17 protein-coding genes and 1 riboswitch are annotated in these 14678 nt (G+C 67.0%); of the genes, 1 reads left to right on the top strand and 16 read right to left on the bottom strand.

All coding sequences use genetic code 11. The features are described from left to right. Window positions 1-119 precede the first annotated feature (119 nt). From lgt to hisI, 8 genes are all read right to left on the bottom strand, one after another. A complete protein-coding gene (gene lgt / locus ACFO0G_RS17875) occupies window positions 120-1286 on the bottom strand; it encodes a prolipoprotein diacylglyceryl transferase (RefSeq protein ID WP_376979300.1) in 1167 nt (388 codons plus the stop codon). A 3-nt stretch (window positions 1287-1289) separates the two neighbouring features. Further along, window positions 1290-2120, bottom strand: coding sequence for a tryptophan synthase subunit alpha (gene trpA / locus ACFO0G_RS17870; protein ID WP_376979298.1), 831 nt, complete (start codon window positions 2118-2120; stop codon window positions 1290-1292). Further along, window positions 2117-3436 carry a tryptophan synthase subunit beta gene (gene trpB / locus ACFO0G_RS17865; protein WP_286403563.1) on the bottom strand — a complete coding sequence of 440 codons (1320 nt, stop codon included), beginning with the start codon at window positions 3434-3436 and terminating at the stop codon, window positions 2117-2119. The genes trpA and trpB overlap by 4 nt, the downstream gene beginning before the upstream one ends. A gap of 118 nt (window positions 3437-3554) precedes the next feature. Beyond that, window positions 3555-4376 carry an indole-3-glycerol phosphate synthase TrpC gene (gene trpC, locus ACFO0G_RS17860; RefSeq protein WP_376979296.1) on the bottom strand — a complete coding sequence of 274 codons (822 nt, stop codon included), beginning with the start codon at window positions 4374-4376 and terminating at the stop codon, window positions 3555-3557. Continuing rightward, a complete protein-coding gene (locus tag ACFO0G_RS17855; protein ID WP_286403556.1) occupies window positions 4376-4663 on the bottom strand; it encodes an HGxxPAAW family protein in 288 nt (95 codons plus the stop codon). The genes trpC and ACFO0G_RS17855 overlap by 1 nt, the downstream gene beginning before the upstream one ends. A 105-nt stretch (window positions 4664-4768) precedes the next feature. Continuing rightward, a complete protein-coding gene (locus ACFO0G_RS17850) occupies window positions 4769-5458 on the bottom strand; it encodes a Trp biosynthesis-associated membrane protein (RefSeq protein ID WP_376979294.1) in 690 nt (229 codons plus the stop codon). Next, on the bottom strand, window positions 5458-7020 hold the full coding sequence (locus tag ACFO0G_RS17845; RefSeq protein WP_286403550.1) for an anthranilate synthase component I: 1563 nt from the start codon (window positions 7018-7020) through the stop codon (window positions 5458-5460). Before ACFO0G_RS17845 ends, ACFO0G_RS17850 begins: the two co-directional genes overlap by 1 nt. Window positions 7021-7129: 109 nt before the next feature. Beyond that, a complete protein-coding gene (gene hisI, locus ACFO0G_RS17840) occupies window positions 7130-7570 on the bottom strand; it encodes a phosphoribosyl-AMP cyclohydrolase (RefSeq protein WP_286403547.1) in 441 nt (146 codons plus the stop codon). Window positions 7571-7682: 112 nt separating this feature from the next. Between hisI and ACFO0G_RS17835 the strand changes: the two genes are divergently transcribed. Further along, window positions 7683-8327, top strand: coding sequence for a TIGR03085 family metal-binding protein (locus tag ACFO0G_RS17835; protein WP_141940969.1), 645 nt, complete (start codon window positions 7683-7685; stop codon window positions 8325-8327). Window positions 8328-8380: 53 nt separating this feature from the next. On the opposite strand, the gene hisF is transcribed toward ACFO0G_RS17835, so the two are convergent. From hisF to ribD, 8 genes are all read right to left on the bottom strand, one after another. Then, entirely contained in the window at window positions 8381-9157 is a 777-nt protein-coding gene (hisF, locus tag ACFO0G_RS17830; protein WP_286403544.1) for an imidazole glycerol phosphate synthase subunit HisF, read from the bottom strand. A gap of 53 nt (window positions 9158-9210) precedes the next feature. Then, on the bottom strand, window positions 9211-10071 hold the full coding sequence (gene hisG, locus ACFO0G_RS17825; protein WP_376979290.1) for an ATP phosphoribosyltransferase: 861 nt from the start codon (window positions 10069-10071) through the stop codon (window positions 9211-9213). 89 nt (window positions 10072-10160) lie between these two features. After that, window positions 10161-10424: a phosphoribosyl-ATP diphosphatase gene (locus ACFO0G_RS17820; protein WP_009358176.1), complete on the bottom strand. Its 264-nt coding sequence runs from the start codon at window positions 10422-10424 to the stop codon at window positions 10161-10163. A gap of 101 nt (window positions 10425-10525) precedes the next feature. Next, window positions 10526-11014, bottom strand: a complete 489-nt coding sequence (ribH, locus tag ACFO0G_RS17815; protein WP_018770776.1) for a 6,7-dimethyl-8-ribityllumazine synthase — start codon at window positions 11012-11014, stop codon at window positions 10526-10528. Between the two features lie 33 nt (window positions 11015-11047). Then, window positions 11048-11782: a GTP cyclohydrolase II gene (ribA, locus tag ACFO0G_RS17810; protein WP_286403540.1), complete on the bottom strand. Its 735-nt coding sequence runs from the start codon at window positions 11780-11782 to the stop codon at window positions 11048-11050. Next, window positions 11779-12492, bottom strand: a complete 714-nt coding sequence (ribB, locus tag ACFO0G_RS17805) for a 3,4-dihydroxy-2-butanone-4-phosphate synthase (protein WP_376979334.1) — start codon at window positions 12490-12492, stop codon at window positions 11779-11781. The genes ribA and ribB overlap by 4 nt, the downstream gene beginning before the upstream one ends. A gap of 26 nt (window positions 12493-12518) precedes the next feature. Next, entirely contained in the window at window positions 12519-13178 is a 660-nt protein-coding gene (locus ACFO0G_RS17800) for a riboflavin synthase (protein WP_376979287.1), read from the bottom strand. Next, window positions 13178-14317, bottom strand: a complete 1140-nt coding sequence (gene ribD / locus ACFO0G_RS17795) for a bifunctional diaminohydroxyphosphoribosylaminopyrimidine deaminase/5-amino-6-(5-phosphoribosylamino)uracil reductase RibD (RefSeq protein WP_376979285.1) — start codon at window positions 14315-14317, stop codon at window positions 13178-13180. The genes ACFO0G_RS17800 and ribD overlap by 1 nt, the downstream gene beginning before the upstream one ends. A 186-nt stretch (window positions 14318-14503) precedes the next feature. Continuing rightward, a riboswitch (FMN riboswitch) is annotated at window positions 14504-14653 on the bottom strand. Window positions 14654-14678: the final 25 nt, after the last annotated feature.

Here is a 14678-nt window from a genome sequence, read left to right as displayed (position 1 = left end):
GCCCCTGCCCAGGGCAGCACCGGGTGCCATTTCTGACTTTCCGGACTGCCCCATGCCACGACATTGTGGTTGTTCGGGCCCTTCGAGCGGTGGCTCTGCTGCCCTGCCTGGCGGGCGCCCTACTTAACGGTGCCTGCCTCCGATGCGGGTCCGGTGGCTGTGCTGCCGGAGTGTCCGGCAGCAGTGGCATCCGTTCCGGGCTCTGGGCCTTCCGGTGCCGCCGCGGCGTCTTCCGTGGGGTCGGAAGCATGCCTGGAACCGCTGTGGTTATCAGGGAGATTACCACGCGAATCACTATCTGAGACACTGCGGTCCGTATCACGGACTTCATGACTGGCACCGGAGTCCGTGACGGCTTCCGCCGGCTTCTCCGGCTGGTGGCCCGGGAGGTAGACGGTGTCCGGATCCGGGCGGCCCTTGAGACCCAGGAGGATGAAGGCGATCAGTGCCGCGAGGAAGACGAAGATGCTTGTCCACACGTTGAGCCGTGTGGTGATTCCGAGGATGCTGATCTGCTCTGCGTCATCGATCCGCATCGCTTCGATCCAGACCCGGCCCAGGGTGTAGTACATGGCGTACAGCCAGAAGAGCCGGCTGCGGCGGAAGTGGAAGCGCCGGTCCAGGGCGAGCAGGATCAGGACGCCGGCCAGGTTCCACAGGGACTCGTAGAGGAAGGTGGGGTGGAACAGGGTGTCTGCGGGCATGCCTGCAGGAAAGTTGGGGTTGTTGGGATCGATCTGCAGGCCCCACGGCAAGGTGGTGGGTCCACCGAAAAGTTCCTGGTTGAAGTAGTTGCCCCACCGGCCGATGGCCTGGGCCAGGAGCAGGCCGGGTGCAGCGGCGTCAACGAAGGCGCTCAGCTTGACCCCGCTGCGCCGGCATCCGATCCAGGCGCCGACGGCCCCGAGGACGACGGCGCCCCAGATTCCCAGCCCACCGCGCTGGATTTGCGGGATGAGGGAGAGATCCCCGGTGCCGTCAAAGCCGGGACCGAAGTAGGCGTCCGGCGATGACACAACGTGGTACAGCCGGCCGCCGATGATGCCAAAGGGGATGGCCCAGATAACGATGTCCCAGACACTGCCTTCAGGGGCGCCGCGCTTGGCCCACCGCACGGATGTCAGCCACAGGCCGACGACGATTCCGGCCAGGATGCACAGCGCATAGGCGTGGATCCGCAGGCTGCCCCACGGCAGGGGTATGTCGAAGCCGGACCAGTCCGGGCTGGGGATGCTCGCCGGAAGGAGCGCGGGAGCCACGGCGGCTGCCTGAAGGAGTGCCTGCATGCCTTAGGCCCCGCTTTCCCGGGCAAGGCCGGTGCTGAGGTCCTTGGTGAGGGTGGCCACTGCGTCCACGCCGCCGTCGCCAAGGGTCTTCACCAGGGCGGTGCCCACGATGACGCCTTCTGCGTAGGCGGCAATCTCACGTACCTGGTCGGCGTTGGACACGCCCAGGCCCACGCAGACGCGTTGCGCGCCGGCGCCATGTGCTGCGGAGACAACATCCTTGGCGGCGCTGCTTACCGAGGTACGGGCGCCGGTGACGCCCATGATGGAGACTGCGTAGACGAAGCCGCGGCTCGCATCCACAGTGCGCTGCATGCGCTCCGGGGTGGAGGACGGCGCCACGAGGAAGACCCGGTCCAGGCCGTACTTGTCCGAGGCTTCCATCCATTCGGCGGCCTCATCGGGAATGAGGTCGGGAGTGATGAGTCCCGCTCCCCCTGCCTCGGCCAGCCGGCGCGAGAACTCGTCCACGCCCATGCGGACTACGGGGTTCCAGTAGGTCATGACCAGGACGGCGGCCTCTGTCTGGCTGGTGATGCCGGCAACCACGTCGAACACCTGGCTCACGTGGAAGCCTTTGGCAAGCGCCTCGGTGGTGGCGGCCTGGATGACCTGGCCGTCCATGACGGGGTCCGAATACGGGATGCCGATTTCGATCAGGTCGGCGCCGTTTCGGGCCGCGGCGATGCCGGCGGCGATGGATTCCTCGACGCTGGGGTAGCCGGCGGGCAGGTAGGCGATGAGGGCGGCGCGGCCCTGGGCCCGTGCCCTGTCAATGGCCGCTGCCGACTTGCTGGTGGTCCCTGCCTGGCTGGCGATGTCTGCGCTGCTCACAGCTGCTCCCCCTCTTTGCCGATTTCGGATTCGGCGGAATTCTTGTCCAACAGGTCAAACCATTCGGCGGCGGTGGCCACGTCCTTGTCGCCGCGTCCGGACAGGTTGACGATCACGATCTTGTCGCCGGCGGAGGCCGGGTCTTCGGCGGCGAGCCGCTGGCCCACCTTGATGGCCCCTGCCAGCGCGTGCGAGGACTCGATGGCCGGGATGATGCCTTCGGTGCGGCAGAGGAGGCGAAAGGCTTCCATGGCTTCGCTGTCGGTGATGGGCTCGTAGCTGACCCGGCCAATGTCGGCCAGGTAGGAGTGCTCCGGGCCGACGCCCGGGTAGTCCAGGCCGGCGGAAATGGAGTGCGACTCGATGGTCTGCCCGTCGTCGTCCTGCATCAGGTAGGAGCGTGCGCCGTGCAGCACGCCGGGCTTGCCCAGCGTGATGGTGGCCGCGTGCCGGCCGGTATCGACGCCGTCGCCGCCGGCCTCGAAGCCGTAGATCTTCACGGAAGGATCGTCCAGGAAACCGTGGAAGATGCCGATGGCGTTGGACCCGCCACCGATGCAGGCGCACACGGCGTCCGGGAGGCGTCCCTCCTGTTCAAGGATCTGGGCGCGGGCTTCGTCGCCAATCACCTCGTGGAAGTACCGGACCATGGCGGGGAACGGGTGGGCGCCCGCGGCGGTGCCCAGCAGGTAGTGGGTGGTGGAAACGTTGGCCACCCAGTCGCGGAGGGCGTCGTTGATGGCGTCCTTGAGGGTCTGCGATCCGCTGGTGACGGGGATGACCTTGGCGCCCAGCAGTTCCATCCGGGCGACGTTCAGCGCCTGGCGGCGACAATCCTCCGCGCCCATGTACACCACGCATTCCAGGCCCATCAGGGCTGCAGCGGTGGCGCTGGCCACGCCGTGCTGGCCAGCGCCGGTTTCGGCGATGATGCGGGTCTTGCCCATGCGCTTGGCGAGCAGGGCCTGGCCCAGGACATTGTTGATCTTGTGCGACCCGGTGTGGTTCAGGTCCTCGCGCTTGAGGAACACCCGCACTCCCCCGGCGTGCTGGGAAAACCGCTTGGCTTCCGTCAGCAGGGACGGACGGCCGGAGTAGTTCTTGTTCAGGTCCGCGATCTGGGCCACGAACTCAGGATCGTCCTTGGCCTTGTTGAAGGTCTCTTCAAGTTCGTCGAGGGCGGCGATGAGGGACTCGGGCATCCATCGCCCGCCGTAGTTGCCGAAGTACGGCCCCGGGGCGTGGCGGAGGGATCCGCCCTGCAGGAATGCTTCCGCGGTGTTGTTGTCAGCGTTTCCTGAGGGTGCTTGAGCCATCAGTCCTGTCCTCTTCGAAGTTAGCGGTCAAAAAGTTCTTTATGGTCCGGCGTGGAACCGGAGTGCGACCCTGCGGGGCCGGCTGGCGGCCCCACAGGATCAGGTACGCGTAAGTGCATCAGGCCCGGGCAGCGATGGCGGCGGCACCCGCGGCAGTGAATTCAGCGATTCGTTCGCGCGGGGTGGCGTGGCTTACCAGCGCCTCGCCCACCAGTATCGCGTTGGCCCCGCTGGCAGCGTAATGCGTGACGTCGTCAGCGTCACGGACGCCGGATTCGGCGACCACGACGGCCTCAGCAGGGATCTTCCCCGCCAGTGAGGCAAAAACTGAACGGTCGACGTCGAGCGTCTTCAGGTTGCGTACGTTGACGCCGATGATGCGCGCCTTGGCCGCGACGGCACGCTCGATCTCTTCTTCCGTGTGCGTCTCCACCAGCACGTTCATGCCAAGTTCGTGGCTGAGGGCGCTGAATGCGGAGAGCTGGGCGTCCGAAAGGGCCGCCACGATCAGGAGGATGAGGTCGGCACCGTGGGCGCGGGCTTCCCAGATCTGGTACTCGTCGAGCGTGAAGTCCTTGCGCAGCAAGGGGGTGTCGACGGCGGCCCGCACGGCGTCGAGGTCGGCCAGCGACCCGTTGAAGCGGCGCTGCTCGGTGAGCACGCTGATGACGGAGGCACCGCCGTCGGCGTACTGCCTGGCGAGCGACGCCGGATCCACAATGCTGGCGAGATCGCCCTTGGAGGGGCTGCGGCGCTTGATTTCGGCAATGACCTTCAGCTGTTCCCGGGTTGGGGAGGTGCCGCCGAGCGCCGCCCAGGCGTCGCGGGCAGGTGCCGCGGCCTGGGCCAGGTCCTTCAGCTCAGCCAGGGAAACAAGCCGCTTCCTGGCCTCCATATCCTCCCTGACACCGGCGTTGATGTCGTCGAGAACAGTCGCCATCAGTGGCCGGAGTTCTTCAGCTTGCTGCCTTCGACGCCGTAACCTGCCTTGCGCATGATGTACCCGAGGATCAGGCCGATCACCATGACAACGGCGCCGCCGATGAAGATGGGGGTGCTGGCAATGACGAAGGCGATGGCTGCGATGAGGGCGCCTACGAGCATGACGATGACGCAGGTCCAGGCGGCCGGGCTGTTGCCGTGGCCCAGTTCCTGGCTGTGGTCAATGGCGCCGGGGGCAACCGTGCGGGTGCCTGACTTGGAAACGGACGCAGGTGCTTTGCTCATGGAAAATCTCCTCAGGATGGATACTGCTTACATTCTGCCATTTTTTGGCTGCCGTCCGCGTACCGCCGGGCTTCAACGCCCGGTCCGGTGCCGGCGGCCCCGGCCCTAGGTGGGGTCCTCGCCCCGGGAAAGCCGGTCCCAGCTGTCGATCTCGTCCACGGGGCCGGCCGGTGCAGCCCCCCCGGCAGTGCCCGGGGCGTCGTATTTGGTGCGCGTCTTCCAGTAATGCGACGCGGGCAGGATCAACAGGGCCGCCAGGGCCAGCAGGCAGCCGGCGACGACGGCGAGCACGGGGAAGGCGGTGACCTCAATGTGCGCCTGGCTGCCGGAAACACCGGTGGCCCCCGCGATGGTTCCCTGCGCCGCCGCGAGCGGATCAGCCAGGACCATGGCCGCGGCGGTCACCACCCCGGCTGAAGCAAGAAGGATGATCGCGGTGATGACCCAGCGGGCGATCCTGCCGGCGATGGCCGCTGCGAGGCCGCCGGCCAGGGCAACCAGGGCCAGGGCCGTCACGGTGGTGGCGGCCTTGCTGCCCTGCACCTGGATCGCGTTCTGGGTTGCTGCCGCCTGGCCCACCTGGTTGGGGTCGAGCGTGGCGGTCATCCAGGTCTGCGTGGTGGTTCCAAACGCGGCAAGTGCCAGGAGGGTGATCAGCAGCACCACGTTGGACTTGCGCGCCCACACAGGCACGGCCCGGGGCTTCGGGGACTTGGCCGCTTTCCCTGCCTGGCCTGGCTTGCCCGGCTTATCTGCGTTGCCTGGGTGGCCGGGGGCGACTCCGGAGCCGGACATCAGGAATCCGCCCCGCCGGGAAGGGATTCCGCGGAGATGTTGTGCAGGGAGCCGGCCGTGTGAACGGCGCGCAGCGGCGCGGCGGCCTTGTTGACGGTTTCCAGGGCCTCGGTGGGGTTCACTGAGTCCGCCACGATGCCGCCGCCGGCCTGGACGTAGGCGCGCCCTTCCCGGATCAGGGCGGACCGGATGGCGATGGCCATGTCCATGTCACCGGCGAAGTCCAGGTAGCCCACCACACCGCCGTAGATGCCGCGGCGGTGCGGTTCCAGCTCGTCGAGGAGCCGCAGGGCACGCGGCTTGGGCGCTCCGGAGAGGGTACCGGCGGGGAACGTGGCCTTCAGGACGTCGTACGCCTTGGCCTGCGGGGAGAGCTGGCCCACCACGGTGGATACCAGGTGCATGATGTGGCTGAAACGCTCCACTTCCATGAACTGGGTGACGTCCACCGTTCCCGCCACGCAGACCTTGGAGAGGTCGTTGCGGGAGAGGTCCACCAGCATCAGGTGCTCGGCGCGTTCCTTCTGGTCGGCCAGGAGTTCCTCGGCCAGGGCCTTGTCAGCTTCCACGGTCTTCCCGCGGGGGCGGGAGCCGGCGATGGGGTGGGTGATGACTTCCTCGCCGGTCACCGTGACCAAGGCTTCCGGGGAGGACCCGACGATGGAGTACTCCCGGCCCTCGGCGTCGGCCAGGCTGAAGATGTACATGTACGGGCTGGGGTTGGTGTTGCGCAGCACGCGGTACACGTCCAGTGCGGACGCGTTGCATTCCATCTCGAACCGGCGCGAGATGACCACCTGGAAAACCTCGCCGTCCACGATGGCTTCCTTGCCGCGGTCCAGCGCTGCGAGGTATTCGGCTTCATCCCAGCGTTCCTGCACGCTGGAGGCAAAGTCCAGGGCCGCAGGCTCCAGCACGGAGACCGGCTGCACCACGGGCGCGCTGATCTTGGCCAGGAGTTCCTTGACCCGGGCCACGGCGTCGTGCCAGGCCTCGTCGACCCGCTCGGAGCTGTTGTCGAAGTTGATGGCGTTGGCGATCAACAGCACCGTGCCGTCCACATTGTCATGCACAGCCATGTCGGTGACCAGGTTCAGGGCCATTTCCGGCAGCTGCAGGTCATCCTCGGGCGGGCTGACCAGCCGTTCCCAGTGCCGGACGGTCTCCCAGCCAAGGAAGCCCACCAGGCCGGAGGTGAAGGGCGGCAGTCCTTCGAAGCGGTCGGTGCGCAGGGCGTCGATGGTGTCACGGATGGCGTCCACGGGGCTCCCGCTGACGGGCACACCGGCAGGGGGCTCGCCGAGCCAGTGCGCCTGGCCATCTTTCGTGGTCAGCGTTGCGCGGGACCTGGCGCCGATGAAGGAGTAGCGGGACCAGGCGCCGCCCACCGCCGCCGATTCCATAAGAAAAGTGCCGGGCTGGCCCTGCGCCAGCTTCCGGTACAGGCCGATGGGGGTTTCGGCGTCGGCAAGGACCTTGAGCCTGACGGGGATGACGCGGCTGTGGCCGGCGAGTTCCCGGAATTCCTCAAGGCTTGGGCTGATGGTTCCAAGGTCCTGCATGGCTATGCTTGTCCGCCTGTTCTTCGAAAGGGCCGGCCGTGCCGGCTCCTTGGGTGTGCTTGCTGGGTGGCCGCAGCGTTGAAGGCGCCGGCCGGGGCAGCGGTTCTACCTAGCCCGCGTGGCCTTCCACCACGGCCAGTTCCCTGCCGTCGAAGCAGGTGCGGGTGCCCGTATGGCAGGCGGCGCCCACCTGGTCGACGCGCACCAGCAGTGCGTCGCCGTCGCAGTCCATGGCCAGGGATTTGACCCACTGGACGTGCCCGGAGGTATCGCCCTTGCGCCAGTACTCCTGGCGTGAGCGGGAGTAGAACGTCACCCGGCCGGTGGTCATGGTGCGGTGCAGGGCTTCATCATCCATCCAGCCGAGCATCAGGACTTCGTTGGTGTCGTACTGCTGCACCACAGCTGCCACCAGGCCTGCGGCGTCGCGCTTCAGTGCCGCGGCAAGCTCTTCCGGAAGGGGGCTGGCCGGCGGAGCTTCAACGGACGACGACGGCACGTGGGACACGCCGGATCCTGCGGTTTGGACGGGGGTTGGCTGCTCAGACATCGGGTCAAGTCTAGTGCCTTCGCGCACCCGCTCTCCTGTTGTGAACAACGGCACGCCACCGGCCGCTGCAGTGCTGCCCAACTCCACAGCTCTCGTGCTAGTTTCACAAGTGATGCATTTCGTCGAACCGTCCCGAGAAGTCCTGGCCGAAACCCTGCTTGCGGCCGGCCCTGATGCGCCCACGCTGTGCAAGGGCTGGCGCACCAGGGACCTTGCCGCGCACCTGTACCTGCGCGAGCGGAAGGCCGCCGTCGGGCTGGGCCTGGTCATCAAGCGGCTTGCCAAAGCGTCGGACCAGGCAACCGCCAAGTTGGCTGCCAAGCTCACCAGTAACGAGGACTACGCCCGGCTGGTGAACACCTTCCGCGCGGGGCCGCCTGCGCTCTCTCCGATGAGCATCAAGGCGCTGGACGAGAGCGCCAACCTGATCGAGTACTTCGTGCACACCGAGGACGTCCGGCGCGCCGTGGACCGGTGGGCCCCCAGGGCACTCGATGAGGCCTACTCCGATGCGCTGTGGGACGAACTCGTGAAGCGCGCCGCCATCCTGTACCGCGGCGTGGACCTTGGCATTGTGCTGGTCCGCCCGTCCGGTCCGCGCCACGTCGCCAAGCGCGCTCCTGTTTCCGTGGCCATTGTCGGCGAGCCGGGCGAACTGCTGATGCACGCCCACGGCCGCACCCGCCACGCCCTGGTCACCTTCGAAGGCCAGCCGGACGCCGTCGCCCTCCTCCAATCCGCCGAAGTAGGACTTTAAAGACAAGGCCGGGTCACTCTCCGTGACCCGGCCTTGTTTTTCCGCGGCTGCTATTACCGGACTTCAAAGCCGGCTTCGCGGATGGCGTCCTTGACCTGGTGCATCATGTTGTCCGGGCCCCAGTGGAAGATCGAGGCGGCCAGGACGGCGTCGGCCCCGGCTGCCACAGCGGGCGGGAAGTGGGCAGGTTCCCCCGCCCCGCCGGAGGCGATGATGGGAACCTTGACGGCGGCCCGGACCAGCTTGATCAGCTCGAGGTCGAAGCCGTCCTTGGTGCCGTCGGCGTCGATGGAGTTCAGCAGGATCTCTCCCACCCCGCGGTCCGCTGCTTCCCTGGCCCATTCGATCGCGTCGATCCCGGTGCCGGTGCGCCCGCCGTGGGTGGTCACTTCGAATCCCGACGGCGTGGGCCGGGATCCGGGTCGGGCGCGCCGGGCGTCCACGGACAGGACGAGCACCTGGGAACCGAAATGCCGGGTGATTTCGTCGATGACGTCGGGCCGGGCCACGGCCGCTGTGTTGATGGAGGCCTTGTCGGCGCCGTAGCGCAGGAGCTTGTCCACCTCAGCCACGCCGCGGACGCCGCCGCCGACCGTGAGCGGGATGAAGACTTCCTCGGCAGTGCGGCGGACCACGTCGAAGGTGGTCTCGCGGTTGCCGGAGGAGGCGGTGACGTCAAGGAACGTCAGTTCGTCGGCACCGGCATTGTCATAGCGGTGGGCGAGCTCAACGGGGTCGCCGGCGTCGCGGAGGCCCTCAAAGTTGACGCCCTTGACAACGCGCCCGGCGTCGACGTCGAGGCAGGGAATGACGCGTACTGCTACTGCCATGGGAACTCCTGGATATTCAGTGCTGCTGGGGGTCGCCGGTAATCAGACGCTGATCAGATGCGGCAGGCGTGGATGCTGCTGACCAGGATGGCGCGGGCACCGAGGTCGTAGAGTTCGTCCATGATCCGGTTGGTTTCCTTCTTGGGAACCATGGACCGGACAGCCACCCAGTCGGAGTCGCGCAACGGGGAAACGGTGGGCGATTCGAGGCCGGGCGTAAGGCTGGCGGCCTTCTCCACGAGTTCCTTGCGGATGTCGTAATCCATCAGCACGTACTGGCGCGCCACCAGGACACCCTGCAGGCGGCGGATCAGGACTTCAATCTCCTTGGCCGTGCCGTTGGCGGCGCCCCCGTTGCCGGTGCGCCGGATAAGGACCGCCTCGGACTTGAGGATGGGGTCGCCGAAGATTTCCATCCCGGCAGCCTTTAGGGTGTTGCCGGTTTCCACGACGTCGGCGATGGCGTCCGCGACGCCGAGGCGGACGGAGGACTCAACAGCGCCATCGAGGCGGACCACCCTGGCGTTGATGCCGCGTTCGGCAAGGTAGTTGCGCAGCAGGCCGTCGTAGCTGGTGGCCAGGCGCTTGCCTTCAAGCTCGGCGGCGGAGCTGAAGTCGCCCACCGGCCCGGCGAAGCGGAAGGTGGAGGCGGCGAATCCCAGCGGAAGGAGTTCTTCGGCTTCCACCTCGGCGTCCAGCAGCAGGTCGCGGCCGGTAATGCCGACGTCGAGCGTTCCCTGGCCCACGTACACGGCGATGTCACGGGGGCGGAGGAAGAAGAACTCAATGTCGTTGTCGGGGTCCACCATGACCAACTCGCGGCTGTCGCGCCGCTGGCGGTATCCGGCTTCGGAAAGCATGGCGGAGGCGGCTTCGGACAGGGAGCCCTTATTGGGGACGGCTACTCGCAGCATGGGAAATTCTTTCTGGATTGATTTGTCTAGGTGTTCAAGCAGTGCAAGCCACGGCAGGAACCGGCGGAAAGATCGCGCCGGACCGGTGGCTACAGATGCTTGTAGACGTCTTCCAGGGTCAGGCCTTTGGCGAGCATCAGAACCTGCAGGTGGTACAGCAGCTGGGAAATTTCCTCGGCCGCGGCTTCATCGGATTCATATTCGGCAGCCATCCATACCTCGGCTGCTTCCTCAACGACTTTTTTGCCGATGCCGTGAACACCGGACTCCAATTCAGCGACGGTGCGGGAGCCTTCCGGGCGGGTGGCTGCCTTCTCGCTGAGCTCAGCGAACAGCGTCTCGAAATTCTTCACGCCCTCCAGCCTACTTGCTGCGGCCGCGCGGGCGCTTCCCGGGCTCTTGCATGACGGGCGCGATGTGAGGGAATACACACCGCGCCCGTCCGCTTTAGCGTTTAGCTGCGGTACTGCTTGAGGACGACGGCGGTGGCCAGCGCCGCGGTCACGGCCTCGTGGCCCTTGTCTTCCTTGGAGCCCGGCAGGCCGGCGCGGTCCAGGCCCTGCTGCTCGTTGTCGCAGGTGAGCACGCCAAAGCCCACCGGCACTCCGGTGGAGACGCTGACGTCGGTGAGGCCCGACGTCGCGGCCTGGCAAACGTAGTCGAAATGCGGGGTTCCGCCGCGGATGACGACGCCGAGGGCAACCACGGCGTCAAAGTGCGGTGCCAGCCGCGCGGCAGCCACCGGGAGCTCAAAGCTGCCGGGAACCCGCAGGACGGTGGGCTCGGCGATGCCGGCGTCCTTGGCCGCCCGGAGCGCGCCGTCCAGGAGCCCGTCCATGATCTGGGTGTGCCAGCTGGCTGCGATGATCGCAAGCTTCAGCTGTGAGGTCTCGGCCGGGTTGAGGGTGCTCAGGTCGATGTCGGGGGCGCCGTGTCCGCTCATGGGTTCTTCTGTTTCCGTTCGTTCTTGAAGACGTCAGTCTTGTTCGTGGTCGTAGGGGGTTTCGGGGGCCGGCACGGAAACGGGAGCCACCTGCGTGTCCAGCAGCAGCCGGTGTTCCATGCGGTCCTTCTTGGTGCGCAGGTACCGGATGTTCTGTTCGCGGGACGGTACCTCGGTGGGCACCATTTCCACGACCTTCACCCCGGCCTTGGCCAGCCTGTTCTGCTTGTCCGGGTTATTGCTCAACAGCCGCACCTCGTGCAGGCCCATTTCCGCGAGGATCTGGGCTGCGGCCTTGTAGCACCGTGCATCAACGGGCAGGCCCAGCTGCTCATTGGCTTCAACGGTGTCGAAGCCCGCTTCCTGCAGCGCGTAGGCCTTGATCTTGTTGGCCAGGCCGATGCCGCGGCCTTCCTGGCCCCGCAGGTAGAGCAAGGTGCCGCCGTTGTCCCGGATCAGTTCCAGTGCGAAGGCAAGCTGTTCACCGCAGTCGCAGCGGTAGGAACCGAAGACATCGCCGGTCAGGCACTCGGAGTGCAGGCGCACCAGGGGAGCTTTTCCGTCGGTGGGAGGATTGGGGGAACTGACAGCCAGGTGCTCAACGCCGGTCACGAGGTCCGTCCATGCCTGCGCAACGAAGTCGCCAAAGGCGGTGGGGAGTTGGACGATGGGCCCTCCGCTGACAGGATGGGGCGCTTCACCGGACACCGCGTGGGGCTTCCGGTGGCCGTCCTGCTGGCTGTCGTCGCTGGCTGCCGCTGCCGTCATGGCTTCTCCTTCTCTTCGCCCGGGACCGCCCGGGCATCCTCTTGCGGGGCTCCCCCGGCCCCGGCTTCAAGATACGCCACCAGGTCCTCGATGGAGATGAGGGAGCACCCATGTTCAGCTGCGAACGAACGGAGCCCGTCCAGGCGCATCATTTCACCGTCGTCATACACCACTTCCGCGATTACCCCGACAGGCTCCAGGCCAGCCAGGCGGCACAGGTCCACTGCGGCCTCCGTATGGCCCTGGCGTTCCCGCACACCTCCGTCAACTGCCCGGAGCGGGAAAATATGCCCCGGACGGGTCACGGAGGCAGGAACGGCGTATGGGTCCGCGAGGATGCGGGCGGTCAGGGCTCGGTCCGTTGCAGAGATGCCGGTGCTGACACCGGTGGCGGCGTCGCAGGAGACGGTGTAGGCGGTGCCCTTCGCGTCCTCGTTGACGGCCGTCATGGGAGGCAGGGCCAGGGCGTCTGCCCGGTCTCCGGTTAGCGGCACGCAGATGACGCCGGAGCTGTACCGGATGGTCCAGCCCATCAGGGCCGGGGTGGCGTGCTGGGCGGCGAAGATGATGTCGCCTTCGTTCTCCCGGTCCTCGTTGTCGACAACCAGCACGGGCCGGCCGGCAGCCATGGCGCGTACGGCGTCTTCGATGGAGTCCAGTCCCCTGGCCGGTGCGGCCGGTGCTGCGGCGGACGCGGGTCCGGCGGCAATGTTGGATTCCAGGTGTACTGCGGCGTTCACCGTGCACCTCCCGTGATGGCTGCTTCGGTCCCGGCTGCCGCGCCCGTGCCGCTGAAGGCAAGCAGGCGTTCGGTGTATTTGGCCAGCACATCCACTTCCAGGTTCACCCGGCTGCCGGTGGTCTTGATGCCCAGCCCGGTTTCGGCCAGGGTGGTGGGAATCAGGCCCACTTCGAACCACGGCTCCTGCTCGGCTGCCGGGCTGACTGCCGTCACCGTAAGGGAGACGCCGTCGATCGCGATGGAGCCCTTTTCGGCAATGTAGCGGGCCAGGTTGGCGGGCACGCCAAAGCGCAGCCGCTCCCAGTTTCCCTGGGGTTCGCGTTCCAGCAGGACGCCCACGCCGTCCACATGTCCCTGCACCACGTGCCCGTCCAGGCGGCCGCCGGCGGGAACGCAGCGCTCCAGATTAACGGTGTCCCCAGCGGCAAGCTCGCCGATGGTGCTGCGGACCAGAGTCTCGCCCATAACGTCCACGCTGAAATCCTTGCCATCGATTTTGGTGGCGGTGAGGCAGACTCCGTTGACGGCGATGGAGCCGCCCAGTGCCAGGCCCTCGGTGGAGCCGGGCGCATGCAGGCGGAGGGTGGCGCTGGTGTCGCCGTCACGCTCAACGGACAGCACCTGCCCCTGCTCGGCAATAATTCCGGTGAACATCAGTAGCCTCCCTGGGCTTGCTCCGCGGTGGTGCGGGTTGGTTGGTGGTCGAGTGCAACTTTGTGCTGCGGTCTGAGGTGCAGTCGAAGGTCCCGGCCCAGCATGCGGACCGCGCCGCCGTCGGACGGGTCCCATTCCCACTGCTGGGCGTCGGGAAGGCTGGTGATGCCCAGTCCATTCAACGAGGGGGTGCCGGATCCCAGCAGGGTGGGCGCCAGGTACACGATGAGTTCATCCACCAGGCCCGCCGCGAGGAAAGAGCTGAGGATGCTGGAGCCGCCCTCCACCATCACGTGCCGGGTGCCGGCGTCGTACAGCATGGACAGCGCCTCCCGCGGGTCCCGCGTGGGAAGGTGCACGGCAAGGCCGTCGTCGCCGTGGATGGCGGCGTCCTCCGGAATCCCGCGGAGCCCCATGACGGCCCGGACTGGCTGCTTTGCCGCCGGGTTGCCCTCGGTGTCCCGGGCGGTCAGCCGGGGGTTGTCCACCAGTACGGTCTGGGTGCCCACCAGTATGGCGTCGATGCGGCTGCGGATCCCGTGGTTGTCCGCCAGCGATTCGGGGCTGGAGATCCATTGGCTGGTGCCATCTTCCGCGGCGATCCGGGCGTCCAGCGTCTGGGCGATGTGGAGGGTAACGAAGGGGCGCTTGGCTGCCACCGCTTCAAACCACTGGCGGTTAAGGTCCAGCGCTTCGTCTGCGCCAAGGCCACTCCGCACCCGGACACCGGCCGCGCGCAGGGTTGCGGCACCACCGGCGGCGGGGTCATGGGGGTCGTCGACCGCGTACACCACGTCAGTGATCCCGGCGGCGATGATCGCCTCCGTGCACGGACCGGTGCGGCCCACGTGGTTGCAGGGCTCCAAGGTGACCACCATGGTGCAGCCGGAGAGATCCAGGCCGACGGCGGCAGCCCGGGCAATGGCGTCGGCTTCGGCATGTGCGGTGCCGGCTCCGCGGTGGTAACCCGTGACGAGTTCCCGTCCGTCAGGACCGACGACGACGGCACCCACCAGGGGATTTGCGCCGCGGGGTCCCTCCAAGGCTGCTTGGAGGGCATGTTCCATGGCCCCGGTTTCTTCTGCAGTGAAGGCCGTGACCACCCCGGCTCCAGGCTGCAGTTCCACGGCGCCCGTCATGCGGCGGCCGTTGCTGGCTGCATGGATCCGGAATGTGGGCCTGCCATCGAAGCGGCAGGAGTTTCGGCGTTAAAGAGCCATCGCTTGGGGTTCATTCGTGTGTCGTTCCTTCCCTGTCGAACCGCGATGGCTCCGGGGATACGACAGCAGAACGCTGCGCAGCGCAAGGGCTGCACAGATACAGCTGTACGTGCTTCTCTCATCCAGACTTTAACTGTCGGTACCGGAATTCCACCGGTTCAACCGTCCGCCGGGATCCTCGGGGAGAGGACACCGGCTCGCGGGTCGCGGACTGTCACCGCCGGTTCGGACTTACACCGACCCCGGAGCACGTATGTGTGTTGTTATTGTGCCACAACCG

The organism is Arthrobacter sedimenti, assembly GCF_042652025.1.
Taxonomy (GTDB): Bacteria; Actinomycetota; Actinomycetes; order Actinomycetales; family Micrococcaceae; genus Arthrobacter; species Arthrobacter sedimenti.
This window is presented reverse-complemented; position numbering and strand designations above follow the sequence as displayed.

Excerpts from the sequence above, each read along its gene's own strand:
- lgt (WP_376979300.1), bottom strand. The coding sequence starts at position 1,286 with ATGCAGGCACTCCTTCAGGCAGCCGCCGTGGCTCCCGCGCTCCTTCCG.
- trpB (WP_286403563.1), bottom strand. The coding sequence starts at position 3,436 with ATGGCTCAAGCACCCTCAGGAAACGCTGACAACAACACCGCGGAAGCA.
- trpC (WP_376979296.1), bottom strand. The coding sequence starts at position 4,376 with ATGGCGACTGTTCTCGACGACATCAACGCCGGTGTCAGGGAGGATATG.
- ACFO0G_RS17855 (WP_286403556.1), bottom strand. The coding sequence starts at position 4,663 with ATGAGCAAAGCACCTGCGTCCGTTTCCAAGTCAGGCACCCGCACGGTT.
- ACFO0G_RS17850 (WP_376979294.1), bottom strand. The coding sequence starts at position 5,458 with ATGTCCGGCTCCGGAGTCGCCCCCGGCCACCCAGGCAACGCAGATAAG.
- ACFO0G_RS17845 (WP_286403550.1), bottom strand. The coding sequence starts at position 7,020 with ATGCAGGACCTTGGAACCATCAGCCCAAGCCTTGAGGAATTCCGGGAA.
- hisI (WP_286403547.1), bottom strand. The coding sequence starts at position 7,570 with ATGTCTGAGCAGCCAACCCCCGTCCAAACCGCAGGATCCGGCGTGTCC.
- ACFO0G_RS17835 (WP_141940969.1), top strand. The coding sequence starts at position 7,683 with ATGCATTTCGTCGAACCGTCCCGAGAAGTCCTGGCCGAAACCCTGCTT.
- hisF (WP_286403544.1), bottom strand. The coding sequence starts at position 9,157 with ATGGCAGTAGCAGTACGCGTCATTCCCTGCCTCGACGTCGACGCCGGG.
- hisG (WP_376979290.1), bottom strand. The coding sequence starts at position 10,071 with ATGCTGCGAGTAGCCGTCCCCAATAAGGGCTCCCTGTCCGAAGCCGCC.
- ribH (WP_018770776.1), bottom strand. The coding sequence starts at position 11,014 with ATGAGCGGACACGGCGCCCCCGACATCGACCTGAGCACCCTCAACCCG.
- ribA (WP_286403540.1), bottom strand. The coding sequence starts at position 11,782 with ATGACGGCAGCGGCAGCCAGCGACGACAGCCAGCAGGACGGCCACCGG.
- ACFO0G_RS17800 (WP_376979287.1), bottom strand. The coding sequence starts at position 13,178 with ATGTTCACCGGAATTATTGCCGAGCAGGGGCAGGTGCTGTCCGTTGAG.
- ribD (WP_376979285.1), bottom strand. The coding sequence starts at position 14,317 with ATGACGGGCGCCGTGGAACTGCAGCCTGGAGCCGGGGTGGTCACGGCC.